General features: G+C 30.7%; 25 protein-coding genes and 1 riboswitch. Of the genes, 23 read left to right on the plus strand and 2 right to left on the minus strand.

All coding sequences use genetic code 11. From position 1 onward, the window contains the following. From manA to OCV55_RS06915, 5 genes are all read left to right on the plus strand, one after another. Nucleotides 1–804: mannose-6-phosphate isomerase, class I (gene manA, locus OCV55_RS06895; RefSeq protein ID WP_147580202.1), on the plus strand; the 804-nt coding region annotated here is incomplete at its 5' end. A gap of 91 nt (nucleotides 805–895) precedes the next feature. After that, nucleotides 896–1,615: a putative ABC transporter permease gene (locus OCV55_RS06900; protein WP_032090163.1), complete on the plus strand. Its 720-nt coding sequence runs from the start codon at nucleotides 896–898 to the stop codon at nucleotides 1,613–1,615. A 9-nt stretch (nucleotides 1,616–1,624) separates the two neighbouring features. After that, nucleotides 1,625–2,167, plus strand: a complete 543-nt coding sequence (locus OCV55_RS06905; RefSeq protein ID WP_052010871.1) for a GNAT family N-acetyltransferase — start codon at nucleotides 1,625–1,627, stop codon at nucleotides 2,165–2,167. Between the two features lie 64 nt (nucleotides 2,168–2,231). Then, nucleotides 2,232–3,644 (plus strand): glycoside hydrolase family 1 protein, encoded by a 1,413-nt coding sequence (locus OCV55_RS06910; protein ID WP_147580203.1) that lies wholly within the window; start codon nucleotides 2,232–2,234, stop codon nucleotides 3,642–3,644. Between the two features lie 85 nt (nucleotides 3,645–3,729). Then, complete coding sequence (locus OCV55_RS06915) at nucleotides 3,730–4,401, plus strand: GTP pyrophosphokinase (RefSeq protein WP_032090161.1); 672 nt, start codon at nucleotides 3,730–3,732, stop codon at nucleotides 4,399–4,401. 27 nt (nucleotides 4,402–4,428) lie between these two features. On the opposite strand, the gene OCV55_RS06920 is transcribed toward OCV55_RS06915, so the two are convergent. Then, nucleotides 4,429–5,766 (minus strand): MATE family efflux transporter, encoded by a 1,338-nt coding sequence (locus OCV55_RS06920; RefSeq protein WP_147580204.1) that lies wholly within the window; start codon nucleotides 5,764–5,766, stop codon nucleotides 4,429–4,431. Nucleotides 5,767–6,293: 527 nt separating this feature from the next. On the opposite strand from OCV55_RS06920, the gene OCV55_RS06925 reads away from it, so the two are divergent. Continuing rightward, nucleotides 6,294–7,202, plus strand: a complete 909-nt coding sequence (locus tag OCV55_RS06925; RefSeq protein WP_147580205.1) for a LysR family transcriptional regulator — start codon at nucleotides 6,294–6,296, stop codon at nucleotides 7,200–7,202. A 9-nt stretch (nucleotides 7,203–7,211) separates the two neighbouring features. Here the strand turns inward: OCV55_RS06925 and OCV55_RS06930 are convergent, their stop codons facing one another. Beyond that, nucleotides 7,212–7,661, minus strand: coding sequence for a GNAT family N-acetyltransferase (locus OCV55_RS06930; protein ID WP_119363463.1), 450 nt, complete (start codon nucleotides 7,659–7,661; stop codon nucleotides 7,212–7,214). A gap of 69 nt (nucleotides 7,662–7,730) precedes the next feature. Here OCV55_RS06930 and OCV55_RS06935 point away from each other — a divergent pair, with 69 nt between their 5' ends. The 17 genes from OCV55_RS06935 (at nucleotide 7,731) to OCV55_RS07015 (ending at nucleotide 26,175) form a co-directional block, all read left to right on the plus strand. Then, a complete protein-coding gene (locus OCV55_RS06935; protein WP_147580206.1) occupies nucleotides 7,731–8,819 on the plus strand; it encodes a CapA family protein in 1,089 nt (362 codons plus the stop codon). A 10-nt stretch (nucleotides 8,820–8,829) separates the two neighbouring features. Then, entirely contained in the window at nucleotides 8,830–9,369 is a 540-nt protein-coding gene (locus OCV55_RS06940) for a nitroreductase family protein (RefSeq protein WP_267309856.1), read from the plus strand. Between the two features lie 125 nt (nucleotides 9,370–9,494). Further along, entirely contained in the window at nucleotides 9,495–10,367 is an 873-nt protein-coding gene (locus OCV55_RS06945) for a class I SAM-dependent methyltransferase (RefSeq protein WP_147580208.1), read from the plus strand. A gap of 154 nt (nucleotides 10,368–10,521) precedes the next feature. Then, nucleotides 10,522–10,938, plus strand: coding sequence for a YjdF family protein (locus OCV55_RS06950; protein WP_032090152.1), 417 nt, complete (start codon nucleotides 10,522–10,524; stop codon nucleotides 10,936–10,938). Between the two features lie 266 nt (nucleotides 10,939–11,204). Continuing rightward, a complete protein-coding gene (locus tag OCV55_RS06955; RefSeq protein ID WP_147580209.1) occupies nucleotides 11,205–11,963 on the plus strand; it encodes an EFR1 family ferrodoxin in 759 nt (252 codons plus the stop codon). Between the two features lie 280 nt (nucleotides 11,964–12,243). After that, nucleotides 12,244–12,522, plus strand: a complete 279-nt coding sequence (locus OCV55_RS06960; RefSeq protein ID WP_119363459.1) for a hypothetical protein — start codon at nucleotides 12,244–12,246, stop codon at nucleotides 12,520–12,522. 345 nt (nucleotides 12,523–12,867) lie between these two features. Continuing rightward, nucleotides 12,868–13,320: a DUF1697 domain-containing protein gene (locus OCV55_RS06965; RefSeq protein ID WP_394802857.1), complete on the plus strand. Its 453-nt coding sequence runs from the start codon at nucleotides 12,868–12,870 to the stop codon at nucleotides 13,318–13,320. Between the two features lie 193 nt (nucleotides 13,321–13,513). Continuing rightward, nucleotides 13,514–14,059, plus strand: a complete 546-nt coding sequence (locus tag OCV55_RS06970; RefSeq protein ID WP_147580210.1) for a TetR-like C-terminal domain-containing protein — start codon at nucleotides 13,514–13,516, stop codon at nucleotides 14,057–14,059. Continuing rightward, the gene (locus OCV55_RS06975) at nucleotides 14,060–14,803 is read left to right on the plus strand and encodes a GNAT family N-acetyltransferase (RefSeq protein WP_147580211.1); all 744 of its coding nucleotides are present in this window, start codon (nucleotides 14,060–14,062) and stop codon (nucleotides 14,801–14,803) included. Between the two features lie 90 nt (nucleotides 14,804–14,893). Beyond that, nucleotides 14,894–14,975, plus strand: a riboswitch (ZMP/ZTP riboswitch). Between the two features lie 127 nt (nucleotides 14,976–15,102). After that, the gene (locus OCV55_RS06980; RefSeq protein WP_147580212.1) at nucleotides 15,103–16,773 is read left to right on the plus strand and encodes a formate--tetrahydrofolate ligase; all 1,671 of its coding nucleotides are present in this window, start codon (nucleotides 15,103–15,105) and stop codon (nucleotides 16,771–16,773) included. A gap of 13 nt (nucleotides 16,774–16,786) precedes the next feature. Further along, entirely contained in the window at nucleotides 16,787–17,275 is a 489-nt protein-coding gene (purE, locus tag OCV55_RS06985) for a 5-(carboxyamino)imidazole ribonucleotide mutase (protein WP_022001457.1), read from the plus strand. A 13-nt stretch (nucleotides 17,276–17,288) separates the two neighbouring features. Then, entirely contained in the window at nucleotides 17,289–17,993 is a 705-nt protein-coding gene (gene purC, locus OCV55_RS06990) for a phosphoribosylaminoimidazolesuccinocarboxamide synthase (protein ID WP_032090145.1), read from the plus strand. Nucleotides 17,994–18,008: 15 nt separating this feature from the next. Continuing rightward, nucleotides 18,009–19,034, plus strand: a complete 1,026-nt coding sequence (gene purM / locus OCV55_RS06995; RefSeq protein WP_147580213.1) for a phosphoribosylformylglycinamidine cyclo-ligase — start codon at nucleotides 18,009–18,011, stop codon at nucleotides 19,032–19,034. Beyond that, the gene (purN, locus tag OCV55_RS07000) at nucleotides 19,028–19,621 is read left to right on the plus strand and encodes a phosphoribosylglycinamide formyltransferase (protein ID WP_032090143.1); all 594 of its coding nucleotides are present in this window, start codon (nucleotides 19,028–19,030) and stop codon (nucleotides 19,619–19,621) included. The genes purM and purN overlap by 7 nt, the downstream gene beginning before the upstream one ends. After that, nucleotides 19,622–21,145, plus strand: coding sequence for a bifunctional phosphoribosylaminoimidazolecarboxamide formyltransferase/IMP cyclohydrolase (gene purH / locus OCV55_RS07005; protein ID WP_147580214.1), 1,524 nt, complete (start codon nucleotides 19,622–19,624; stop codon nucleotides 21,143–21,145). It begins immediately after the preceding gene. Between the two features lie 9 nt (nucleotides 21,146–21,154). Continuing rightward, the gene (gene purD / locus OCV55_RS07010) at nucleotides 21,155–22,408 is read left to right on the plus strand and encodes a phosphoribosylamine--glycine ligase (RefSeq protein WP_147580215.1); all 1,254 of its coding nucleotides are present in this window, start codon (nucleotides 21,155–21,157) and stop codon (nucleotides 22,406–22,408) included. Between the two features lie 11 nt (nucleotides 22,409–22,419). Further along, on the plus strand, nucleotides 22,420–26,175 hold the full coding sequence (locus OCV55_RS07015; RefSeq protein WP_147580216.1) for a phosphoribosylformylglycinamidine synthase: 3,756 nt from the start codon (nucleotides 22,420–22,422) through the stop codon (nucleotides 26,173–26,175). The last annotated feature ends 1 nt before the right edge of the window (nucleotide 26,176 follow it).

Here is a 26,176-nt window from a genome sequence, read left to right on the forward strand (position 1 = left end):
AATGGTGATAATAAAATCAAAGAAGGAGAATTTAAAGGTCAAACACTTTCAAAAGTCTTTGATGAACATCGTGAACTTTTTGGAAATATCAAAGATAAACAATTTCCATTGCTTGTAAAAATCATTGATGCTTGTAATGATTTATCTGTACAAGTTCATCCAAATGATGAATATGCTGGTCTTCATGAAAATTCATTAGGAAAGACAGAATGCTGGTATGTCTTAGACTGTAAAGAAGATACAAAGATGGTCATGGGACATCATGCTAAAACAAAAGAAGAACTTGTAAAAGCTATTGAAAATGATGATTATGATCAATTATTAAATAAGTTTGATATCAAAAAAGGAGATTTCTTCTATATTCCAAGTGGAACGATCCATGCTATCTGTAAAGGGTCATTGATCTATGAAGCACAACAATCATCAGATATCACATACCGTGTTTATGATTATCATCGAAAAGATAAAGATGGAAATGAAAGACAACTTCATGTAAAACAATCTATCGATGTGACAACAGTGCCTTATAAACCTTATGATCTGGCAAAACAAGTAGAAGAAACAATAGAAAATGGAACAAGAAAAGAGCTTGTATCATCTAACTATTTAACATTAAATAAATATGATATGACAGGCTATAATAAAGTAAAGAATGATAAACCATTCCAACTTGTATCAATCATTGAAGGACAAGGAACAGTAGAAGGAAAAGAAGTGAAAAAAGGAGATCATTTTGTAGTTTGTTCAGATCAAAAAGAAGTTGATTTTGATGGAACAATGACAGTAATGATTTGTACATTATAAGGCGGAAGCCTTATTTTTTTAACTTGATTTTTTAGGTTGTTTAAAGTATTCTAATTACTATATTATTTAATAAAATGAAATAGGTGATTTTATGAAAGAATGGTTGATTTTAGCGTTTATATTTTTTATAGGAAGTTTAGCTGGATGGCTTTTAGAACTTATTTTTCGTCGCTTTTTTTCCAAAGCAAATCCTTCAAGAAAATGGATCAATCCTGGTTTTTTAGTAGGACCTTATTTACCACTTTATGGTTTTAGTTTATGTGTCGTTTATTTACTGGCACATATTAATGTTTCATTTATTCATGGAGTGTATTTAAGAAAGACGGTACTTTTTTTACTAATGGCTTTATCGGTTACTTTAATTGAATATTTTGCAGGACTTATTTTTATCAAAGGAATGCATGTAAAGCTTTGGGATTATAGTGATGAAAAGTTTAATATTCAAGGAATCATTTGTCCTAAGTTTACTTTCTTTTGGTATTTATTAAGTGCGATTTATTATTTTTTAATTCATCCTAATATCATTCATTCAATTGAATGGCTTGCCGGAAATCTTTGGTTTTCATTCTTTGTGGGTTTATTTTATGGTGTCTTTTTAATTGATGTTGGATATTCTTTAAACATTTTAAACAATATCCAAAAATTTGCGAAAGAAAACGATATTATTGTCCAATATGAAGCGTTTAGAAAACATATCGGTGAGTTAAGAAATGAATTTAAAGAAAAAGAACGTTTTGTTTTCTCTATGAAATTGGATCATATTTCAATCAAAAAATCATTAAAAGCGTATTTTGATAAATACTATAAATAGGAGAATTATATGGAATTAAAGAAAATAAGTGAAAATGATATTGAACAAGTAAGTCAACTTTATTACAGTGCTTTTCCTGAAGATGAAAGAGCACCATGGAAAGCTCTTATAGAAAAACACAATAAAGGTAAAGGAGAATTTTTATCAATCTATGATCAAAATAAATGGGTTGGGTTAACGTATGTCATTACCTATCAAAATTTATCCTATGTTTTGTATCTTGCTATTGATGAACTTCAAAGAGGTCATGGCTATGGAAGTAGTGTTTTACAAATGTTGAAAAAGAGATATCCTCATACCATTATGTTATGTATTGAAGAAGTAGATGAAAAATATGATAACTACAAACAACGTGTTCATCGTAAAAACTTTTATTTAAGAAATGGACTTCAAGAAATGGGCTTTAAATATGTAGAAAAAGATGTTAAATATGAAATGCTTTATGTAGGAAAAAAATTATCAAGTAAAGTTTATGACGAATTGATGGTTGCTTATGCCGGACCTGTTTATCATAAATTTAGAGATTACCAGGCTGATGAATTGATTGACTAAACATCCATATGGATGTTTTTTTGCTTTAAGAGTATAATAAAGGTAATGCTAGGAGGAAGAAAGAATGTTACATAAAAAATTAAAACCATTTCCTAAAGACTTTCTTTGGGGAGCAAGTACATCTGCTTATCAAGTAGAAGGAGCTAACTTATCACATGGAAAGGGTCCTTCGGTTCAAGATGTCAAAAAAGTACCAGAAGGGACATCTGATTTAACAGTATGCGCTGATTTTTATCATCGTTATAAAGAAGATATTGCTTTAATGGCTGAAATGGGCTTTAAAGTTTATCGTTTTTCTATTTCATGGTCAAGAATTTTACCTCAAGGAACAGGTGAAGTAAATCAAGAAGGAATTGATTTCTACAATAATGTTATTAATGAATGTTTAAAATATAATATTATTCCATTAGTGACAATGTTCCACTTCGATATGCCACAAGCCTTAGAAGAAAGAGGTGGCTGGGAAAAACGTGAATCTATTGATTGGTTTGTTAATTTTGCTAAAGTGATGTATGAAAATTTTGGTGATCGTGTTAAATACTGGCTTACGATCAATGAACAAAACGTTTTAATTTTATCAGGAGATATTATTGGAACAACAACCCTTACAGGACCAGAAAAATATAAATCTCTTTACCAACAAAATCATCATATGTTAGTAGCACAAGCAAAAGCAATGGCTTTATGCCATGAAATGGTAGAAGGTGGAAAAATTGGACCAGCACCAAATATTTCTCTTGCTTATCCAGCAAGTTGTAAGCCTGAAGATCAATTAGCTGCTCAAAACTTAAATGCGATTCGTAACTGGCTTTACTTAGATATGGCTGTTTATGGAGAATATAATCATCTTGCAGGGGCTTTTATGGAAAAAAGAAATGCAACTCCTCATATCGAAGAAGGAGATATGGAAATTCTAAAAAATGGGCATCCAGATTTCATTGGTTTCAACTATTATTCAACAGCAACTGTTGCTTGGTGTGATGAAAACCAAGAAGAAACATTTGGACATGATCAACAAAAAACACGTATGGAAGAAGGTGTTTATCTAGGAGCTGCCAATCCAAATCTTCCTCATACTGATTTTGGTTGGGAAATTGATCCATTTGGTTTTAGAGCAACTATTCGTGAAATGTATTCAAGATATCGTTTACCAATGATTGTTACAGAAAATGGGTTAGGTGCTTATGATAAATTAACTGAAGATGGAAAAGTTCATGATCAATACAGAATTGAATATTTAAGAAAACATATTGAACAAATTCAATTAGCGATTACTGATGGTGCAGAAATGATGGGATATTGCCCATGGTCAGCAATTGATTTAATTTCTACTCATGAAGGTATGGTTAAACGTTATGGATTTATTTATGTAGATCGAGATGAATTTGATCTAAAAACATTAGATCGTTATAGAAAAGATTCATTCTATTGGTATAAAAAAGTTATTGCTTCTAATGGAGAAGACCTTAGTGATTAAATCTTTAAAGAAAAATCTTTAAAGATTTTTCTTTTGTTAATGACAAGTTCATTTTTTTAGGCTTTAATAGAGATGAGGTGTTAAAATGAAACCAAGTCAAAAAATTAAACAAAATGTTGTGAATCAAATAGCAAAAACTACTTTATATGAAAATGTCTCAGAATTAATGAAAATGCAACAAATTTATGAAGCAGGAATTAAAGAAATTCGTACAAAATTAGAAATATTAGATGCAGAATTTAAAGTAAAACATGATCATAATCCGATTCATCATATCGAATCTCGTTTAAAATCGCCAGAAAGTATTTTAAAAAAAGCTATTAATAAAGATATTCCTGTAACAGAACGTTCGTTAGAAGAAAATATTCATGATATTGCGGGAGTTCGTGTTATTTGTAATTATGTAGATGATGTTTATAAGGTAGCACAATTACTTACAGATCAAGATGATATCCGTTTAGTTGAAGTAAAAGATTATATTGCAAATCCAAAAGAAAGTGGTTATATGTCTTTACATCTTGTTTTAGAAGTACCAATTTTCTTATCAGAAGGATCTAAACCAATTCATGTTGAAGTACAGCTTCGTACAATTGCGATGGATTTCTGGGCTTCTTTGGAACATAAACTTAAATATAAAACAGATAATAATGTTCCTGAAGATATTAAAGAAGAATTACAAGAATGTGCAAAAACAATTTCTGAACTTGATTTAAAAATGCAAAATATCCATAATCGTTTAAATAAAAAACGTGTGTAAAAAAAGATATCGCAATTGCGATATCTTTTAACTATGTTCTTTTTTTAATTTGTTCATCAAAATAACCAGTGTTGGAATCAAAATAATGATAGCAGCAAACCAAGCAATAGGATTGGCAAAACAAATGGCATTATAACCAAACTTACCAACGAGGGCAAAGGCAACAAAAGCTCTTGCCACTAATTCAGCAGCCCCAGCAAGCATCGTAAGTGCGGATTTTCCTAAACCTTGAATGGTGTTTCTTGAAACAAATAGAATACCTAAAACAAAATAGAAAATACTATTGCAAATCAAGAATTGTTGAGCATCATTAATAACGCTTGTTTCATTACCGGCAACAAATAATAATGAAAGGTATTTTCCAAAGAAAATCATAAAGATACATGCAACGATACCATAACCAATAACAAGGAGCATAGATTCTTTAATTCCTTTAAAAATACGCTCTATCTTTCCAGCACCTAAATTTTGTCCAGAGAAGGTAGCCATTGTAGAACCCATCATATCCATTGGTTGTGTAAAGAACATCGATAATTTTTGGGCAGCAGCAATAGCAGCAACTTTTGCTGAACCTAAAGTATTAACGGCACTTTGTAAGATAACAGCACCTACGGCCGTAATTGAATATTGTAAAGCCATTGGGACGGCAATATTAATAAGTTTTTTGATAATTGGAAAACTTATAGAACGTGCATGATGATCAAATCTTAAATTAGGATATTTTTTAGCCATATAAATAAAACATAAAACAGCTGAGATTCCTTGGGCAATCACTGTGGCAAGGGCAGCACCTCGAACACCCATATGAAAATTAATGATCATTGATAAATCTAAAACAACATTAAGTACCGATGATATAATTAAGAAAATAAGAGGTGTTTTACTATCTCCTAAAGCACGTGAAACACTTGCTAAAAAGTTATAAGCAATGGTGCATGTTAAACCATAAAAAATAATTGAAATATAATCATAAGATTGTTTAAAAATATTAGCAGGTGTTTGCATCCATTGAAGTAATGTTTCCGTTGTAAAATGTGTTAAGACAGTAAGTACAATTGAAAAGAAGATACATAAGTAAAATGCATTCATAATGGTTTGAAGCATTCTTTTTTCTTCTCTAGCACCAAAAGCTTGCGCAATAGGAATCCCAAAACCAGCAGCAAGTCCTAAAACAAATCCAATAATTAAAAAGTTTAATGAACCAGTTGAACCAACAGCAGCAAGAGCATCTACGCCGACAAATCTTCCTACAATCATTGTGTCAACGACGTTATAAAGTTGTTGGAAAATAGCTCCCCCAATTAAAGGAATACAAAATGAAATAATCAGTTTTAATGTATTTCCATGTGTTAAATCTTTTTCCATCTAATCCCTCCCTAAATCCTGTTTTCTTATTATAGCATAGAAAAGGAGTGAAAGATTTTTAAATTATGAAAAAAGTGTCCTCTATTTTATAGAAAATATTTTTTTACTTGAATAAGGAAAAAGGAAAGAAGAGAAAAAATATAAATCGGAATCATTTGAAAAAGGGATACTTTTTCAATACTTTGCACTATGTTTTTTTACTTGAAAATCATATAATCCTTCTAAAGAACTTTCACATTCTTTTAAGATATCTTGACTACTTTTTTGATAAAACATCACGGTTCCTCCTTTGAATAAAAAAAGACAAAACTCATTAAAGATGAAATCCTTAACGAGTCTTGTCTTTAAGATGTACCAGAATAGAAAAACTATTTGCGTTTGTTGATATCATCACACAGATTGTGAGACTCTTCCCTCATTGATTTCATTTTAACAACGATTCTATAAAAATAATGTCGATTTATAAAATCTTAATAATTTTATTTTTGTTAAGCTATGATATAATGACAAAGAAAAAGGAGAAGAATATGACATTAGCACAATTAAGATACGTTATTACAGTTTCTCAAGTAGGAACACTTTCAGAGGCTGCTAAACGTTTATATATATCACAACCAAGTTTAACAAATGCAATCAAAGAATTAGAAAAAGAATTAGGTATTACGATTTTTATTCGTACCAATAAAGGAGTTATTTTATCAAGACAGGGAGAAGAATTTTTAGGTTATGCAAGACAAGTGATTGAACAAACAAACTTGATTGAAGAAAAGTATTTACAGGATCATAATATTAAACATGAATTTTGTATTTCAACGCAACATTATTCTTTTGCCGTAGAAGCTTTTGTTTCTTTGATTAAAGAATATGGTGGGAAGGAATATGATTTCAGGATTCGAGAAACACAAACTTATGAAATTATTGAAGATGTTGCCAAACTTAAAAGTGAAATTGGGGTTCTTTATCTTAATTCATTTAATGAAGTTGTTTTAAAGAAAACGTTGAAAGAAAATGACTTAACATTTCATCGTCTATTTATCGCAAAACCTCATGTTTTTCTTGGAAAAGATAATCCCCTCGCAAATAAAAATAAAGTATCTTTAGAGGATTTAAAAGAATATCCACGTTTATCTTATGAACAAGGAGAACATAATTCTTTTTATTTTTCTGAGGAAATACTGAGTACTTTAGAAAGCCAAAAAGAAATTAAAGTATGTGATCGTGCAACACTCTTTAATTTATTAATAGGTCTTAATGGCTATACAATTTGTAGTGGAGTCATTAATGAACAGCTTAATGGAAAAGATATCATTGCGGTTCCTTTAGATGTGAATGATTTTATGGAAATAGGATATATTACACATAATAAAGCTATTCTAAGTCGTTTTGGACAACTTTATATTGATATCTTAAGAGAGTATACAAAAAAGGATTCGTAAGGAATCCTTTTAGTTTGCACGTGTTTTGCTAAAGTAAAGAAGATCTGTTGCTTGCATGTTGTTTTCATAGATTTCTTGAGGATAATAATCAATGAAAAAGTTTTCAATTTTATGACTATAATGATAACCAAGCTTTGTATAAATAAGCATGTTTGTCATTGAACTATTGGCGGTACCAATTAAAAAAGTTGTTTTGTTTTGATAAAGATTTTCAATATATTGAAGTAAGGATTTTCCATATCCACGTCCTCGATTATTTTCTAAAGTAAGTAAGTTTTTAATTTCAAGGGTAGTATCATTGATTTCTTTAACAGCAATAAAAGCAAGAGGTGTTTGTTTTTCAAAGTAAGCAAATAATCTTCCATCTCTTAAATAATTTTCAACAAGATTAATATTAGGATCACTTTCGCATAATAAAGATGCATAATCTAATTTATTTTCAATAATTTCTTCAATCATGTTTTATTCCTCCAATAGAGGTATTTTAACATATTTTAGAATATGTTAAAATAAATTGAGGTGAATTTCATGAATCATAAATTAAATAAGAAAAAAGTAGCATTTGTTATTATAATAGCTGTACTTATTATTTCTTTAGGTGTTTTTCTTTTTAATAATGTAAATCAATCTACAAAAAAAGAAACACCTAAAAAGGTACAAGAAAAAACAGTACAAAAAGAAGAGAAAAAGAAAGAAGAAGCTGAAGTGAATTTTACTATTTCTTTTGCTGGAGATTGTACATTTGGAAACTATGCCGGACAAGCTTATGATGGATCGTTTAATCAAGAATATAAAAGACAAGGAAGTGATCCTACATATTTTTTAAAGAAAGTAAAAGAAGTCTTTGAAAAAGATGATTTGACAGTTGTTAATCTAGAAGGACCTCTTACAACAGCAAGTAATCATCTTGAAAAAGAATTTCCTTTTAGTGGAGCTCCTGAATATACAAAAATATTGACTTCTTCATCAGTAGAAGCAGTTACCCTCGCCAATAATCATAGTGAAGATTATTATGAAGCAGGTCTTCAAGATACAAAAAAATATTTAGATGAAGCTTCTATTGGTCATTTTGGTTATGATGATTCTTATATAAAAGAAATCAAAGGCATCAAGTGTGGATTCCTTGGTTATCGTTCACTTTCGGTATCTATGAATAATGAAAGTGGTCATCAAAAAATTCAAAATGCGATCAATCATTTAAAAAATGAGGAACAATGCCAACTTGTTTTTGTTTATTATCATTGGGGTATTGAAAGACAATATCAAGCTAATGAAGATCAAAGATCACTGGCTAAGTTTACCATTGATGCTGGAGCAGATGCTGTCATTGGTTCACATCCTCATGTTGTTCAAGGAACAGAAACGTATAATGGAAAGCCTATTATTTATTCATTAGGTAATTTCTGTTTTGGTGGTAATCGTAATCCAAGTGATACAGACACAATGATTTATCAACTCTCTTATTCTTTTAAAGGAACGACACAAACAGGATATCAAGTACAAATTATTCCATGTTCTTTAACTTCATCAAGAGGAAGAAATGATTATCAACCATATATTTTACAAGATGAACAAGCAAGTAGAGTCATGGAAAAGATTAAGAAATATAGTTATTAAAAGGGTAAAAATGAATACTTTTCTAGAATTAATTCATAGTAGACATAGTTTTCGTGGAGAATATCAAGCAGTTCCAGTAAAAAGAGAGGATCTTATCAAAATAATGCAAGCAGGAATCGACGCTCCTTCTGGATGTAATAAACAAACAACAAGTTTTATTGCGATTGATGATCCACATATTTTAAAACAATTACTCAATGTTATAGATCCGCCAATAGGACAAAGTGCTCCTACTGCCATTTGTGTTCTCACTCAACGTATCTATGCATATCGTGATAAATGTTTTGCCATACAGGATTATTCAGCAGCGATTGAAAATATGTTACTAGCAATCATTGCTTTAGGATATCAAAGCTGTTGGTATGAAGGGCATATTACTGATGAAGATCAAATCGGTAAAAAAATGGCACATATATTAAATGTACCAGATGATTATGAATTGGTATGCTTTTTGCCAATTGGCATTCCAAAAGAGAAAAATATTATAAAAACAAAAAAGAAATCATTTGATGAGCGTGCTTGGTTTAATGGTTTTAAGAACTCTAAATAAAAAGAAATGGGAAATTTTTTCTCATTTCTTTCTTTTTTCTACCTTTATATTACCACAAAATGGGCTTTTTTTCAAGACTAGTCATTTCTGTAAAAGTCTTGTATTAAATATATGGAGGTAATTTTATGGAACAAAATATGACAGCATTAGTAAGTTTGTTTGCAAGAGCATATCATCAAAAAAATAAGGATATTAAAATTTTTGATGATCTTCTTTCAATAAAATTAATTACAGAAAAAGAGTATGAAATGATTGGGTTAAATATGTCACAGGGAATTTCATTTTTTAATCCCACTTTTAAAGGAAGTGAAGAAGAAGCTTTAAAATGGATTGTTGATCATCAACTATCGCCTTCTGTTTTAGTAAGAAGTGCTTTTTGTAAAGAAGCGATTGAAGAGATGAAAGAAAAGGGATGTCAACAATATTTAGATTTTGCATCGGGTTATGATTCGTTTGCATATTATTATCAAAATCAAATGCATGTTTTTGAAATTGATAAAAAAGAAGTAATTGAAGATAAAAGACAAAGATGTAAAGATGTTGATATTGAAAATATTCAATTCTTATCAATTGATTTAAGTCAAGAAAATTGGATTAATACTTTATTACAAAGTGATTATCAAGAAGACCAGCTTTCAATCAGTAGTATGTTAGGACTAAGCTATTATCTTACAAAAGATGAATTTAAAAAGATGTTAAAACAATTATCTAAATATCTCTTAAAAGGAAGTCATCTTGTTTTTGATTACCCAAGTATTCAAGAAAGTAAAGAAACAAAAATCAATGAAATGTTGGCAAAAGAAGCTGATGAATCAATGAAAGCAAAATACAGTTTTGCTGAACTTAAAGAAATATTAAATCAATGTCATCTCACAATTATTCAACATGAAAACCATCAAACAGTAACAGAAAAATACATATCTAATTATAATGTCTATTATAAAGATGATCCCATAAAAGCACCTGAAGGTGTTTGTTATTGTGTGGTAGAGAAATAATTAAAATATGATAAAATAGGATTGCAAAGATAAAAACGCAATGTACAAATTGTACTAGAGCTGGTAGGTAGCCCAGCCGTCTATTTTAATAGGTAAGTAACCTGCCCCCTCCGGGTTGTCCATTCTTTGTTTATTTATATAAAGGAGGGTAACCATGGACAAGACAAGTTGTAAATTAACTGTATTTTTTGAAAATCCTTTTTGGGTAGGAGTTTTGGAGTGCAATGAAGATGGAAAATTAACTGTATCCAAACTAACATTTTATAAAGAACCTAAGGATTATGAAATAAGGAATTTTATTTTAAAAAAGTATAATCAATTAAACTTTAGTCCAGCTGTTGAAAATGTTGTAATTGAAAAACAGAAAAATTATAAAAAAAGACAACGTGATGTTAGAAAACAAGTCCAATTACAAGGAGTTGGAACAAAATCTCAACAGGCATTAAAATTACAACATGATCAAAGCAAATCAGAGCACATATTACAAAATAAAAAACAAAAAGAATTAGATAAAATGCGTTTGTTTGCTTTGAAACAACAAAAGAAAAAAGAAAAACATAAGGGACATTAACGTTTCTTAGTTTTTCTTTTTTAGTTTGTGCTAAAATGGATTTGTATTAAAAATTCTATTGAATAAAGAATTGGAAGGAATGTTAATAGATATCCAAAGTAAAATTATTAAAAAGTTGAAGACTTAACAATGAATGTACTTTGAAAGAAAAATGGGTTGTTGTCCCTCTAAATAAGTCATATACAAAAGAAGAAATAAAAAAGCAAGTTGAATTTCAAGAAAAATATTTCAAATCAGAAATTATTATGTAAAAAGGAGTGTAATAGATGATTTTATGTTATTCAGGAACAGGGAATAGTCGCTATATAGCACAAAGAATTGCAGATGAATTGCAAGATAATATAGTAGATTTAAATGAAAAAATAAAAACGAATAATTATTCGTCAATAGAAACAGGAGGCGATGTTATCCTTGTTGTTCCAACTTATGCTTGGCGTATTCCAAAAATTGTTTCCAATTGGCTTTATAAAACTAAATTCATTGGTGCAAAACGTATTTGGTTTGTTATGAATTGTGGTAGTGAGATAGGGAATGCTACAAAGTATAACTTAATGCTTGCAAATGATAAACATTTAGACTATATGGGAACAAAACAAATCCTTATGCCGGAAAACTATATTGCGATGTTTAATGCTCCACAATTAGAAGAGGCAAAAGGAATCGTAGAAAAAGCAGAAATAAATATAAAGGAAACTATTAAATATATTAGAGAAGGAAAAGCTTTTTTGAAACCATGTCATAATCTTTATGATCGTTTTATGAGCGGACTTGTTAATCCTCTTTTTTATCATTTCTTTGTTAAAGCTGCTGCTTTTAAAGTCAAGGATACATGTACTGGTTGCAATCAATGTGTTAAGAAATGTCCAATGAATAATATTCAACTTATTGATGGAAAACCTGTTTGGGGAAAGAATTGTACACACTGTATGGCTTGTATTTGTTATTGTCCGCAAGAGGTAATTGAATATGGAAAGAAAAGTGTTGGCAAACCACGTTATCGTTTTGAACAATTGAAGATTAAATAATTTAAATGAGCTAAAGAGTATTCTTTAAGCTTTTTTAATTTACAAATGTTATAAAATTATATGTCAAGCTTTCCATGTTAAAACATGTGTAGATATAAATAAGTTGTTATGAAAAAAATAAAAATTGTGAAAAATAAAGGGAATAAATAATTATATTGTTATTTATTTTTATAACGATTCTTTTCTTTAATGGTGAAAGCTTTTAGATGAAAGATGGTCTTATATTCCTTCCTAAGCAATCAAAATAGCCTTCATAATATGTTTTATTTAGCGGGTTTTATTGATTATATTTGCTTATAAATTACAAAAGAAATTGAAAGTCTTGTTAATGGGGTGGAAAAAGAAAAGTATAGCACTTATTTCTGTTGTATTGACAACGGGAATTGTTTTAGAAATAGGTAAAAGTTATATAATGTACAGTCTTGATTTTGATGAAAAGGTAGAAAAATATGATCAACATATTGTACTCTATGTAGATAATATTTTTGTAAGGCCACATTTTTGCTATCCACATTACCAATATGAAGAAAATATCTTGCTTAAAAAGAAATTTAAATAAAAAAGAATTAAAAGATGCTATTCAAAAATATGGAGATCCAGATGATTCTTATCAAGAATGAAATAAAAAGGAATAAAATATGAAGACATATCTTTAACGATCACTCAAGAAATTGTTTTAAAGATGATGGAAAAGACCGTGGACGAAATGGGAAAAGCGTTATTTCCAAACTTGCCTGAAGAAAGACCATGGATGATTTTGGCAATGAAGAAGTTAAGTGTTTATCCCAAAAGTGTGCTGTTTTATATGAGGGTTTGGAAGAAACTCTTAAAATATTATCTTATAGAGGCTACGTTTGTAGTCTTTATTTATATGTTAAAATAGAGCTAGATAAGGAGTGGTTATATGAAAAGATATATGGCTTTGCTTAGAGGAATTAATATCAGTGGTAAAAATAAAGTAGTGATGGCAGAGTTAAAAAAAGAGTTTGAAAGTTTAAAGTTTGAAGATGTTAAAACTTATTTAAATAGTGGAAATGTTATTTTTTCAAGTCGAGAAAATATTGAAAAGATTACAAAACAAATTGAGGAGATGTTAAAGAAAAACTATGATTTTAAAATACCTGTTTTTGTTTTAGAACAAGGTAAGCTAAAAGTTATTTTAGAACATGCACCAATTTGGTGGGGCAGTGATGATAAAATAATCTATGATAATTTAATATTTATGATTCCTCCAGTCACTTTTAAAGAAGTTTTTGAAGAAATTGGTGAAGCTAAAGAAGGATTGGAAAAAATTCAAAATTATAAAGATGTTATTTTTTGGTCATTTAGTCGAAAAGATTATCAAAAAACAAACTGATGGCCTAAAACAGCAAATACAAATGTTAGTAAAAAGTTAACAATTAGAACGGCTAACACGGTTAGAAAAATTGTTAGAATGTAAACAAATATAATTGATACGTTATTTATAAAAATAGTATCTTTTTGTTTAAAAATGGCTTTAACTAATTCAATTAGTTATAATACTAATATAGTTAGTTAAGGAGGATACTATGACTTATCCAAGGTGTAGAAGTAACTATAGAAATTATCAATCAAGAAGGGTTTGCCAATTTATCTTAGTGGCTAAAAAATTAAAAATAAAATCTCCATCTTTATATAATCGTATTTCTAATTTGGAAGATTTAAAAAATAAAATTAGTCTCTATGGTTGGAAACAATTAGAAGAAAAAATGCTTCTTTCTATTGTTGGGGAAAGTGGCTATGAGGCCATAAAATGTATGGCATATGCTTTTTATGATTATGCAACAGAAAATAAAGGAATTTTCGAAGCCATGCTTTGGTACAATAAATATATGATAGAAGAGGGAAATCAAGTAACACATAATACTTTTGATATACTTTTTAAAATACTTAGGAAGCAAAATTTAAGTGATGAAACGATAAACCATTTTATTAGAACACTTAGAGTTTTTTTAGAAGGCTATGTTCTACTTGTGAATCACCAAGCTTTTGGACATCCTCTTTCTATTCAAAAAAGTTTTGATTTTTCATTAAATATTTTAATCAATGGTGTGAAAAATATGGAGGGGAAATAGGTGGAAGAATACATAAATATCACTTTAGATAATATTGATCAAGAACATATTTGTTGTGCTATAAGTGATAAAAAACATTTTGAAGGTGTTTTTAATAAAAAGGAATGGTTAAAAAAGAGAATAACAGAAGGTCATGTTTTTAGAAAACTTAATGTTCAAAGAAAAGTATTTGTTGAATATGCACCTCTAGAAAAAGCATGGGTTCCTATCGAAGGTAATGGTTTTCTATATATTTATTGTTTATGGGTTTCGGGAAAATTTAAAGGTCATGGTTATGGTAAGCAATTATTGGAATATGTTATTAATGATGCTAAAAAGAAAGGAAAGCAAGGTGTTTGTGTAATATCTTCTAAAAAGAAGAAATCTTATCTGGCAGATAAAAAATTCTTTTTAAAATATGGATTTGAAGTTGTTGATCAAATTGAAGATTATGAATTATTATCGTTATCTTTTAATCATCAAAAACCTTCTTTTTGTAAAAATGTTAAACAAATGATGATTGATTCAAATCATATAACAATATATTATTCACCACAATGTCCTTTTACATTAAATTGTATATACGAAATTAAAGAATACATGAAAGATTGTAATATACAAGTTGATTTTATTAAAGTTGATACTTTGGAAAAAGCAAAAAACATACCATGTATTTTTAATAATTGGGCAGTTTTTAAAAATGGAAAATATGTTTCACATATTTTGTTAAATAAAAAAGGTTTTGAAAAATTATTAAATGATTAAAAAGAATGATAGATTGTTGGAAAATTGATTTTTAGGTAAAATAAAAAATATTTTGGTGTTGCTAAAAGAGACATTTTTTGATATTATGCAGTTAAGTTATACGACTGACGGAAGTGGAATAAACCACAGGGAGTATAATCGTGTAAAAGAGTCGACCGTCTGGGCTAATAATAGTCTGGATGAGTGGGCTCTTTTTTTGGTTGGTAGAGTAAAAAAACTAGTTTCACATATTGTCTTGTAATATAATGAAAGTGGTTAATAGAATCAATCAAAAAGAAAAAAAGAAAGGATGAACGACAATGTTAACTGATGTAGAAATTGCACAAAGTGCAAAGATGAAACCAATTGTTGAAGTTGCTCAAAAAGTTGGTTTAGATGAGGATGATCTAGAATTATATGGAAAATATAAAGCAAAGATTTCTCTTGAAGCTATTAAAAAACTAGATCAAAACGAAGATGGAAAATTGATCTTAGTAACAGCAATTAATCCAACGCCTGCAGGTGAAGGAAAAACCACAACAATGATTGGATTATCACAAGCACTTAACAAATTAGGAAAGAAATCTATAGTTGCAATGCGTGAGCCATCGCTTGGTCCATGTTTTGGAATCAAAGGTGGAGCTGCTGGTGGAGGATATGCGCAAGTTGTTCCAATGGAAGATATCAACCTTCATTTTACAGGAGATATTCATGCAATCACTGCTGCAAACAACTTAATTGCAGCGATGCTTGATAATTCCATTCATCAAGGGAATCCACTTAATATCGATGTAAGACAAATCGTTTGGAAACGTGTGGTCGATTTAAACGATCGTGCATTACGTCATACTGTTTGTGGACTCGGTGGTAAAGTAAACGGGGTTCCTCGTGAAGATGGATTTGATATTACCGTTGCTAGTGAAGTTATGGCAATTCTTTGTTTAGCAACTTCTTTAGAAGATTTAAAACAAAGAGCTGCAAAAATGATTGTCGCTTATACTTATGATGGAAAACCAGTTACTGTTGATGATATTGAAGCAACAGGAGCGGTAACACTTTTATTAAAAGATGCGATTAAACCAAATTTAGTTCAAACTTTAGATCACACACCAGTATTTGTTCATGGGGGTCCATTTGCAAATATTGCCCATGGATGTAACTCTGTTATGGCCACTCAACTTGCTATCAAGTTAGGGGATTATGCGATTACTGAAGCTGGATTTGGTGCTGATTTAGGAGCTGAAAAATTCTTAGATATTAAATGTCGTCAAGCAAATTTAAATCCTGAAGCAGTTGTTATTGTTGCAACTGTTCGAGCTTTAAAAATGCATGGTGGTGTTGCTAAAAAAGATTTAGGAAATGAAAATTTGGAAGCTTTAAAAGCTGGTTTAGGAAACTTAGAAAAGCATATTGAAAACATTGCAAAATTCGATTTACCTTGTATCGTTGCTATTAATGCTTTTCCAACAGACACAGAAGTGGAACTTCAATTATTGAATGAATGTTGCAAGAAACTTGGTGTTGAAGTAGCTATTAGTAAAGTTTGGGAAAAAGGTGCTGATGGTGGAATCGAACTTGCTGAAAAGTTATTAAATATTTTAGAAACAAAAGAAGCTAATTATCATCCACTTTATGATTTAGATTTATCAATTGAAGAAAAGATTGAAACAATTGTTAAAGAAATCTATGGTGGAGATGGTGTTGAATTTACAAAGAAAGCAAAAAATAAAATTAAAAAATATACAGAACAAGGATTAAGTCAATTACCAATTTGTGTTGCTAAAACACAATACTCATTATCTGACCAAGCTTCTTTACTTGGTCGACCAACAGGATTTACTGTTAAAATCAATGATATTATTCCATCTGCTGGAGCAGGATTCTTGGTTGCTATTTCTGGTGATATTATGCGTATGCCAGGACTTCCAAAACGTCCAGCCGCTGTCAATATGGATATTGATGAAGATGGAAAAATTATAGGATTATTCTAAAAAGGAGAGAAAGATGAAAGTTGCTATTATCATGGGTTCAACTTCTGATTTACCTAAAGTTGAACCAGCTATTTCGATTTTGAAAAATTATGGTGTTGAAGTGAATGTTCGTTGTTTATCTGCTCATAGAGCACATTTAGGACTTTCAAGTTTTATTAAAGAAACAGAAACGGATGGAACAGAAGTTATTATTACTGCTGCAGGAATGGCAGCAGCCCTTCCAGGTGTGGTGGCTAGTCAAACAGTTTTACCAGTTATTGGTGTTCCGATTGCAGGAAGTAATTTAGATGGAATGGATGCTTTATTATCCATTGTTCAAATGCCTTCGGGTATTCCAGTAGCGACTGTTGCTATTAATGGAAGTAAAAATGCAGCTTATTTAGCACTTCAAATTATGGCTATTAAACATAGTGAAATCAAAGAAGGGCTACTTAAAGAAAGAAAACAAATGGAAGCTGACGCAATGAAAGCTAACGATGAAGTCATAGAAAAATACAAATAGGGGGAAAAGAAAAATGGCAGAATTATTGTATGAAGGAAAAGCAAAACAAGTTTACAAAACTGAAAAGGAAGATGAATATTTAATTCATTATAAAGATGATGCAACAGCAGGAAATGGTGTTAAACATGATAAGTTTGAAGGTAAAGGTGTTTTAAATAATACAATCTCTTGTATTATCTTTGATATGTTAGAAGAAGCTGGAATCAAAACACACATGATTAAAAAATTAAATGAAAGAGATATCTTAGTTAAAAAAGTAGATATCTTCCCATTAGAAGTTATTATTAGAAATATTACAACTGGATCTTTCTGTAGAAGATTAGGAGCACCTGAAGGAATTGTTTTAGATGAACCAATCTTTGAAATGAGTTATAAAAATGATGAATATGGTGATCCATTAATCAATGATGATCATGCTGTTGCTTTAAAACTTGCAACAAGAGAAGAATTAGCATACATCAAAGAAACAACATTAAAAATCAATGAATTATTAAAAGAATTCTTCTTATCAATGAATTTAAAACTTGTTGATTTTAAAATTGAATTTGGTAAAACAGCTGATGGTACAATTTTATTAGCTGATGAAATTTCACCAGATTCATGTCGTTTATGGGATGTTGATACAAACCAAAAATATGATAAAGATGTATTTAGACAAGATATTGGAGATTTAATTGAAACTTATAAAGCAGTTCTAGCAAGAATGCAAAATAAATAATTAAGGAGAATAAAGATGGATTACAAAAAAGCTGGAGTCGATATTGAAGCAGGTTATAAATCAGTAGAATTAATGAAAGAACATGTTAAAAAAACAATGCGTCCTGAAGTTTTAGGAGGACTTGGTGGTTTTGCTGGTGCTTTTGATTTAAGTGGAATTAAAAATATGGAAGAACCGGTTTTATTATCAGGAACAGATGGTTGTGGAACAAAAGTAAAACTTGCTTTTGTGATGGATAAACACGATACAATTGGTATTGACGCTGTAGCGATGTGTGTCAATGATATTGCTTGTTCTGGAGGAGAACCACTTTTCTTCTTAGATTATATTGCTTGTGGTAAAAACTATCCTGAAAAGATTGCTTCAATTGTAAGTGGTGTTGCTGAAGGATGTTTACAATCTGAATGTGCTTTAGTTGGTGGTGAAACTGCTGAACATCCAGGTTTAATGCCTGAAGATGATTATGATTTAGCTGGTTTTGCTGTAGGTGTTGTTGATAAAAAAGATATTATTGATGGTTCAACAATTAAAGCAGGAGATACACTTATTGGTATTGCTTCAAGTGGTGTTCATTCAAATGGTTTTTCACTTGTTAGAAAAGTGTTTGAAATGACAAAAGAATCATTAGATGTATACTATGATGAATTAGGAAAAACTTTAGGAGAAGCTTTAATTGAACCAACACGTATTTATGTAAAAGCTTTAAAAAATGTAAAAAATGCGGGTGTTAGAATTAAAGGATGCTCTCATATTACAGGTGGAGGTTTCTTTGAAAATGTTCCAAGAATGCTTCCTGAAAATGTAAGAGCAGTTATTAAAAAAGATAGTTATCCAGTACCAGCTTTATTTGATTTAATTCAAAAAAATGGAAATATTGAAGAACATATGATGTATAACACATTCAATATGGGTCTTGGTATGGTAATTGCAGTTAATCCAAAAGATGTTGATGCAACAATGAAAGCTATTGAAGATGCAGGAGACAAATGCTATGTTGTTGGAAATATCGTTGAAGGAGATAAGGGCGTGGATCTATGCTAAAATTTGCGGTCTTTGTTTCTGGTGGAGGAACAGATTTACAATCTATTATTGATGCCAAAAACGAAGGAAAGATCAATGGCGAAATCGCTCTTGTTCTTTCTAATCGTCAAAAGGCTTATGGCTTACAAAGAGCTAAAGATGCTGGGATTGAAACAGCGGTTGTCAAAAAAGATGATGCTTTGATTGTAAAGATGTTAAAAGAAAGAAATATTGATTTTATTGTCTTAGCGGGTTATCTAGCAATTTTAACGGATGAGTTAATTGATGCATATCCAAATAAAATTATGAACATTCATCCTTCCCTTATTCCTTCTTTTTGTGGACCAGGAATGTATGGAATGCATGTTCATGAAGCTGTATTACAACGTGGTGCAAAGGTTTCGGGGGCAACCGTGCACTTTGTTTCAAATATTGTCGATGGGGGACCGATTATTAAACAAGTTGCTTGTGATATATCGGATTTAGATACAGCGGATGATATTCAAAAAAGGGTGTTAGAGATTGAACATAAATTATTACCTGAAGTTGTAGGGTTATATTGTGATAATAAGATAAAAATTATTGATGGAAAGGCAAAGGTAATTTAAATGAAAAGAGCTTTAATTTCAGTTACAAATAAAGATGGGGTTGTTGATTTTGCTAAAGGATTAGTAGAATTAGGTTTTGAAATTGTATCAACAGGAGGTACAATGAAAGTTTTACAAGAAAATGGGGTTTCTTGTATTGCAATTGATGATGTGACAGGATTTCCTGAAATGTTAGATGGACGTGTTAAAACACTTCATCCAATGGTACATGGAGGACTTTTATATCGTCGAGATTTACCTAGTCATGTTGAAACAATTAAAAAACACGGCATTCATCCAATTGATTTAGTATGTGTCAACTTATATGAATTTGAAAAAGCTTTAAAAGCTGGTAAAGATTTACCAGATATGATTGAAAATATTGATATTGGTGGACCATCAATGATTCGTTCAGCAGCTAAAAACTTTAAAGATGTTTTAATTGTTACAGATCCAAAAGATTATGACAATGTTTTAGATGCGATTAAAAATGATACAACTGATTTTGATTTCAGAATGAATCTTGCTTATAAAGCATTCTCTATGACAGGTGCTTATGATGCAATGATTTCAAGATACTTTGCAGATCAAGTTGGAGATCAATTCCCAGATACATTAAATCTTTCATTAAAGAAAGTAGAACATTTACGTTATGGTGAAAACTCTCAACAAGCAGCTAATAAATATGAAGATAGCTATGTTCAAAAATCTTTATTAGATTATGAACAACTTCATGGTAAAGAAATTTCATTTAACAATGTAAACGATTTATATGGAGCTGTTGCACTTGTTAGAGAATTTGGAGATCAAATCGTTACAGCAGCTATCAAACATTCAACTCCTTGTGGTGTTGCTATTGGAAATACAGGTTATGATTCTTATATGAAAGCCTATGAAGCTGATCCTCAATCTATCTTTGGTGGAATCGTTGCTGTTAACTATAAAATCGATAAAGCAACAGCTGAACAAATGCATAAGATTTTCTTAGAAATCGTAGCTGCACCAGATTTTGATGATGATGCTTTAGAAATCTTAAAGAAAAAGAAAAACTTACGTATTTTAAAACTTAAAAACTTAGATGCACGTGGTGCTAAATATGATATTAAATATCTTGAAGGAAAAGTATTAGTTCAAGAATTAAATACAAAAATGATTGATGAAATGAAAGTTGTGACAAATGCACAACCTACAAAAGAACAACTTACAGATATGGAATTTGGTATGAAAGTTGTTAAATATGTAAAATCAAATGCGATCTGTATTGTTAAAAATGGTGTAACACTTGCTATTGGTGGAGGACAAACATCAAGAGTATGGGCTTTAGAAAATGCTATTCATAATAATCCAGATAAAGATTTCAATGGTTCAGTACTTGCTTCAGATGCTTTCTTCCCATTCAATGACTGTGTTCAAGTGGCTGCAGATGCAGGTGTTCAAGCAATTATTCAACCAGGTGGTTCAATTAGAGATCAAGATTCAATTGATTTATGTAATGAAAAAAATATCCCTATGGTATTTAGCGGATATAGACACTTTAGACACTAGGAGGCTTATATGAAAGTTCTTGTAATCGGTAGTGGTGGTCGTGAACATGCGATTGCTTATAAATTAAAACAAAGTCCAAAAGTAACTGAACTTTATGCAATACCAGGAAATCCTGGTATTGCAAGTTTAGGTACATGTGTACCTGGTTCAGTAGAAGATAATGAATTTATTGTTGATTTTATTAAAAAAAATCAAATTGATTTAACTGTCATCGGTCCAGAAGTTCCTTTATGTAAAGGGCTTGCTGATGATATTGAAAAAGCGGGTTATAAAGCTTTTGGTCCTCAAAAAAAGGCGGCAACTTTAGAAGGAAGCAAAGCTTACTCTAAAGATTTTATGGTCAGACATCATATTCCTACAGCAAAATATGTTGAAGTCACAGACTTTGAAAAAGCTTGTAAAGAAGTTGATCACTTTGATTTTCCATTAGTAATCAAAGCAGATGGTTTAGCTGCTGGAAAAGGTGTTGTCATTGTTGAAAATAAAGAAGATGCCATTTCTACTTTAAAAGAAATGATGGTTGATGGTGCTTTAGATGGTGCCGGAAGTAAAGTTGTATTAGAAGAATTCTTAACAGGATTTGAATGTTCTTTACTTTGTTTTACAGACGGTAAAACAATTGTACCAATGGTTTCAGCAAAAGATCATAAACAAATCTTTGATGGAAATAAAGGACCTAATACAGGTGGTATGGGAACTGTTTCTCCAAATCCATTTTTACCAGAAGGTATGGACGAAGTCTTAAAAAAAGATATTCTTGATCCATTTATGCAAGGACTTAAAGAAGATCAAATGGACTATCGTGGAGTTGTTTTCATTGGTTTAATGATTGAAAATAATCAAGCGAAAGTACTTGAATTTAATGTCCGTTTTGGTGATCCTGAAACACAATCAATCCTTCTTCGTTTAGAAAGTGATCTTTATGAAATTATGGATGCTTGTGCGACTTATACTTTAGATCAAGTAGATGTCAAATGGTCAGATGACCACGTGGCTTGTCTTGTTCTAGCAAGTGGTGGATATCCAGGTAAATATGAAAAAGGAATTGAAATTAAAAATATTGACAAAGTAAGTGATGATATTGTTGTTTTCCATGCGGGAACAGCTTTAAAAGATGGTAAACTTGTCACAAATGGTGGACGTGTTTTAAATGTGTGTGCAAGAGGAGCAAATTTACAAGAAGCACTTGCGAAAGTCTATGAAACTGCTACAATTATTACATTCGATGGTATGTACTATCGTCATGATATTGGACTTAGATAGGAGAGAACTCTATGACAAATGTAAGAAGAATTTATGTAGAAAAAAGAAAAGAATACGCAACAGAAGCGCATGAAATTCAAACCAACCTCGTTGAACAATTAGGTTTAACGATTCATTCACTTCGTATTGTTCATCGTTATGATGTACAAGGAATTAGTGAAGAAATCTTACAACAAGGAATTAATACAATTCTTGCTGAACCAATGGTGGATCATGTTTATGATGAAACATTTCCAATGAGTGAAAAAGAATCTGTTTTTGCAATTGAATTTTTACCAGGTCAATATGATCAACGTGCTGATTCATGCGAACAATGTTTCCAAATTCTAACAGGAACATCTTCAACAAAAGTAAGATGTGCCAAACTTATTGTAGTAGACATTGATAAAAATGAAGATGTTTTAAATCAAATCAAACATTATTTAATTAACCCTGTTGATCAAAGAATTGCTTCTTTAGAAAAACCAGAACATTTAAATGATGAAACACCTGATATTAAGTCTGTACCAACTTTAACTGGATTTAATGATTTAGATGAAGCAGGATTAAATCAATTCTTAAAAGATAATGGAATGGCTATGAATCTTGATGATTTAAAAGTAACACAAGATTACTTTAAAAATGAAGAACATAGAGATCCTACTGAAACAGAAATTAAAGTATTAGATACATATTGGTCAGATCACTGCCGTCATACAACATTTGCGACAGTTATTACAGATATTGATATTCAAAATGGTGCTTTTAAAGAAATCTTAGAAAAAGATATTGAAAGCTATAAAACAAGTAGACATGCAGTTTATGGGGTAAATACAACAAGACCTCTTACTTTAATGGATCTTGCAACTATTTCAATGAAAGAACTTCGTAAAAAAGGATATCTTGATGATATGGAAGTTTCTGAAGAAATTAATGCATGTTCTATTGAAATCACTGTTCATACAAATCAAGGAGATGAACAATGGTTATTAATGTTTAAAAATGAAACACATAACCATCCTACAGAAATCGAACCATTTGGGGGAGCTGCTACATGTTTAGGTGGAGCTATTCGTGACCCACTTTCAGGACGTGCTTATGTTTACCAATCAATGCGTATTACTGGAGCAGGTGATCCAAGAAAAACATTGGCAGAAACAACGCCAGGTAAATTACCACAAAGAAAAATTTGTCAAGAAGCCGCTCATGGTTTTTCAAGTTATGGTAACCAAATCGGTTTAACAACAGGTTATGTTCATGAAATATACGATGAAGGTTATATCGCTAAACGTATGGAAGTAGGAGCTGTTGTGGCTGCTGCACCAAAAGAACAAGTAAAACGTTTAGAACCACAAAATGGACAAATCGTCTTATTAATTGGGGGACGCACAGGACGTGATGGTATCGGTGGTGCTACCGGTTCTTCAAAATCACATGACGTAAAATCTATTGAAACAGCAGGTGCTGAAGTTCAAAAAGGAAATCCTGTTGAAGAAAGAAAAATTCAAAGATTATTTAGAAATAAAGCGGTCTCAGAAAAAGTTGTTAGATGTAATGACTTTGGAGCTGGTGGAGTTTGTGTTGCCGTTGGTGAACTTGCTCCAGGGCTTGATATTGATTTAGACGCTGTTTTGAAAAAATATGATGGTTTAACAGGTACAGAACTTGCTATTAGTGAATCACAAGAACGTATGGCCATTGTTGTCAATGACTATGATGTTGATTTCATTAAAGAAGAATGTACAAAAGAAAATTTAGAAGTTGTTCAAGTGGCAACTGTTACAGATACAAATCGTTTAGTAATGAAGCACATGGGTAAAGATATTGTTAATATTTCTCGTGATTTCTTAGATGCTGCAGGGGCAAAACGTTATCAAAATATTGAAGTTGAATTACCAAACTTTGAAAGTACACCTTTTGATGAAGAAGAAAGAAATGATTTTGTTGGTACAACAAAAGAAGTATTATCAAGATTATCTGTTGCTTCACAAAAAGGTCTTGTTGAAAGATTTGACTCATCTATTGGAAATGGTACAGTTTTATCTCCTTATGGTGGACGTACATATCACACAGAAACAGAAGGTATGGCTGCTTTAATTCCTGTTTTAGGAAAAGAAACAACAACTGCTTCATTAATGGCTTATGGGTATAATCCTAAGATTTCTAAATGGTCACCATATCATGGAGCTATGTATGCTGTTGTTGAAAGTGTTGCTAAGATCGTTGCCATGGGTGGAAACTATCATACAATTCGTTTTTCATTCCAAGAATATTTTGAAAAATTATTAGATGATCCAAAACGTTGGGGTAAACCATTAGCTGCTTTACTTGGAGCTAATCGTGTTCAACAAGAATTAAAACTTCCATCAATTGGTGGTAAAGATTCAATGTCAGGAACATTTGAAAATATTTCAGTTCCACCAACACTTGTTTCTTTTGCTATTACAGCAAGTGATGTTCATGATGTTATGACACCAGAAGCAAAAGAAGCAGGACATATTTTAGCGGAAGTTCAAATTAAAAAAGATCAATTTAGAGTCTTTGATTTTGATCATTTACAAAAACAATATGATGCTATTCAAGATTTAATGAAACAAAAGAAAATTTATTCTGCATATACAGTTAAAGACGGTGGTGTAATCGAAGCTGTTTGTAAAATGGCTTTTGGTAATGGTTTAGGAGCTGCTTTCAATACAGATCATACTCTTGCTTCTTATGTTGAAAAGAATTATGGAAATATTATTGTTGAAGTGAAATCTGAAAAAGATCTAGTAGGTTTAGATTATAGAGTAGTGGCTACTTTAAATGATAGTGAAAAATTCTCTTATGGAATGGATACAATTTCTATTCAAGAAGCTTACGCAATCAATAAAGCACCATTAGAAAGTGTTTATCCAACAAGAGAAAAAGCACCTACACAAGAAATTAAAGTTGCTGAATGTAAAACAAGATCAACTTTAAAAGCAAAACAATATATTGAAACACCTTTAGTTGTTATTCCAGTATTCCCAGGAACAAACTGTGAATATGATTCAAAACGTGCTTTTGAAAAAGCAGGGGCAAAGGTTGAACTTGTCTTAATTAGAAATAAAACAGAAGAAATGTTAAAAACATCGATTGATGAATTGGAAAATGCTATCAAACGTGCTAATATTGTGATGCTACCAGGAGGATTCTCTGCTGGTGATGAACCTGAAGGTTCAGGTAAATTTATTGCAACAGTTTTAAGAAATCCAAGATTAAAAGCAGCAATTAGTGATTTATTAGATAATAGAGATGGTTTAATGATTGGTATTTGTAATGGATTCCAAGCACTTATTAAATTAGGATTACTTCCATATGGTGAAATTAGAGATATGTCGGAAAATGACGCTACTCTTACATTCAATACGATTGGTCGTCATTTATCTCAATTTGTAGATACACGTATTGGTTCTGTTAAATCACCATGGCTTGCTAATGTTAATGTGGGGGATGTTCATGTTATTCCTATTTCTCATGGAGAAGGACGTTTTGTTGCTCCTAAAGAAGTTATTGATGAATTATTCGCTAATGGACAAGTATTCTCTCAATATGTTGATCCTAATCGTAAAGTCACAATGCAAACACCATACAATCCTAATGGTTCAATGTATGCTATTGAAGGTATTGTTTCTCGTGATGGTCGTGTTCTTGGTAAGATGGGACATAGTGAACGTCAAGGAGAAAACCGTTTTAAAAATGTTTATGGTGAAATGGATCAAAAATTATTTGAAGCTGGTGTAAATTATTTTAGAGGTGGTAAATAGA

Source organism: [Clostridium] ammoniilyticum (genome assembly GCF_025566905.1).
GTDB classification, from domain to species: domain Bacteria; phylum Bacillota_I; class Bacilli_A; order Erysipelotrichales; family Coprobacillaceae; genus Faecalibacillus; species Faecalibacillus intestinalis.

Bases quoted from the DNA above. Each gene is read 5' to 3' on its own strand.
- OCV55_RS06900 (WP_032090163.1), top strand. From the start codon at position 896: ATGAAAGAATGGTTGATTTTAGCGTTTATATTTTTTATAGGAAGTTTA.
- OCV55_RS06905 (WP_052010871.1), top strand. From the start codon at position 1,625: ATGGAATTAAAGAAAATAAGTGAAAATGATATTGAACAAGTAAGTCAA.
- OCV55_RS06910 (WP_147580203.1), top strand. From the start codon at position 2,232: ATGTTACATAAAAAATTAAAACCATTTCCTAAAGACTTTCTTTGGGGA.
- OCV55_RS06915 (WP_032090161.1), top strand. From the start codon at position 3,730: ATGAAACCAAGTCAAAAAATTAAACAAAATGTTGTGAATCAAATAGCA.
- OCV55_RS06920 (WP_147580204.1), bottom strand. From the start codon at position 5,766: ATGGAAAAAGATTTAACACATGGAAATACATTAAAACTGATTATTTCA.
- OCV55_RS06925 (WP_147580205.1), top strand. From the start codon at position 6,294: ATGACATTAGCACAATTAAGATACGTTATTACAGTTTCTCAAGTAGGA.
- OCV55_RS06930 (WP_119363463.1), bottom strand. From the start codon at position 7,661: ATGATTGAAGAAATTATTGAAAATAAATTAGATTATGCATCTTTATTA.
- OCV55_RS06935 (WP_147580206.1), top strand. From the start codon at position 7,731: ATGAATCATAAATTAAATAAGAAAAAAGTAGCATTTGTTATTATAATA.
- OCV55_RS06940 (WP_267309856.1), top strand. From the start codon at position 8,830: ATGAATACTTTTCTAGAATTAATTCATAGTAGACATAGTTTTCGTGGA.
- OCV55_RS06945 (WP_147580208.1), top strand. From the start codon at position 9,495: ATGGAACAAAATATGACAGCATTAGTAAGTTTGTTTGCAAGAGCATAT.
- OCV55_RS06950 (WP_032090152.1), top strand. From the start codon at position 10,522: ATGGACAAGACAAGTTGTAAATTAACTGTATTTTTTGAAAATCCTTTT.
- OCV55_RS06955 (WP_147580209.1), top strand. From the start codon at position 11,205: ATGATTTTATGTTATTCAGGAACAGGGAATAGTCGCTATATAGCACAA.
- OCV55_RS06965 (WP_394802857.1), top strand. From the start codon at position 12,868: ATGAAAAGATATATGGCTTTGCTTAGAGGAATTAATATCAGTGGTAAA.
- OCV55_RS06970 (WP_147580210.1), top strand. From the start codon at position 13,514: ATGACTTATCCAAGGTGTAGAAGTAACTATAGAAATTATCAATCAAGA.
- OCV55_RS06980 (WP_147580212.1), top strand. From the start codon at position 15,103: ATGTTAACTGATGTAGAAATTGCACAAAGTGCAAAGATGAAACCAATT.
- purE (WP_022001457.1), top strand. From the start codon at position 16,787: ATGAAAGTTGCTATTATCATGGGTTCAACTTCTGATTTACCTAAAGTT.
- purC (WP_032090145.1), top strand. From the start codon at position 17,289: ATGGCAGAATTATTGTATGAAGGAAAAGCAAAACAAGTTTACAAAACT.
- purM (WP_147580213.1), top strand. From the start codon at position 18,009: ATGGATTACAAAAAAGCTGGAGTCGATATTGAAGCAGGTTATAAATCA.
- purN (WP_032090143.1), top strand. From the start codon at position 19,028: ATGCTAAAATTTGCGGTCTTTGTTTCTGGTGGAGGAACAGATTTACAA.
- purH (WP_147580214.1), top strand. From the start codon at position 19,622: ATGAAAAGAGCTTTAATTTCAGTTACAAATAAAGATGGGGTTGTTGAT.
- purD (WP_147580215.1), top strand. From the start codon at position 21,155: ATGAAAGTTCTTGTAATCGGTAGTGGTGGTCGTGAACATGCGATTGCT.
- OCV55_RS07015 (WP_147580216.1), top strand. From the start codon at position 22,420: ATGACAAATGTAAGAAGAATTTATGTAGAAAAAAGAAAAGAATACGCA.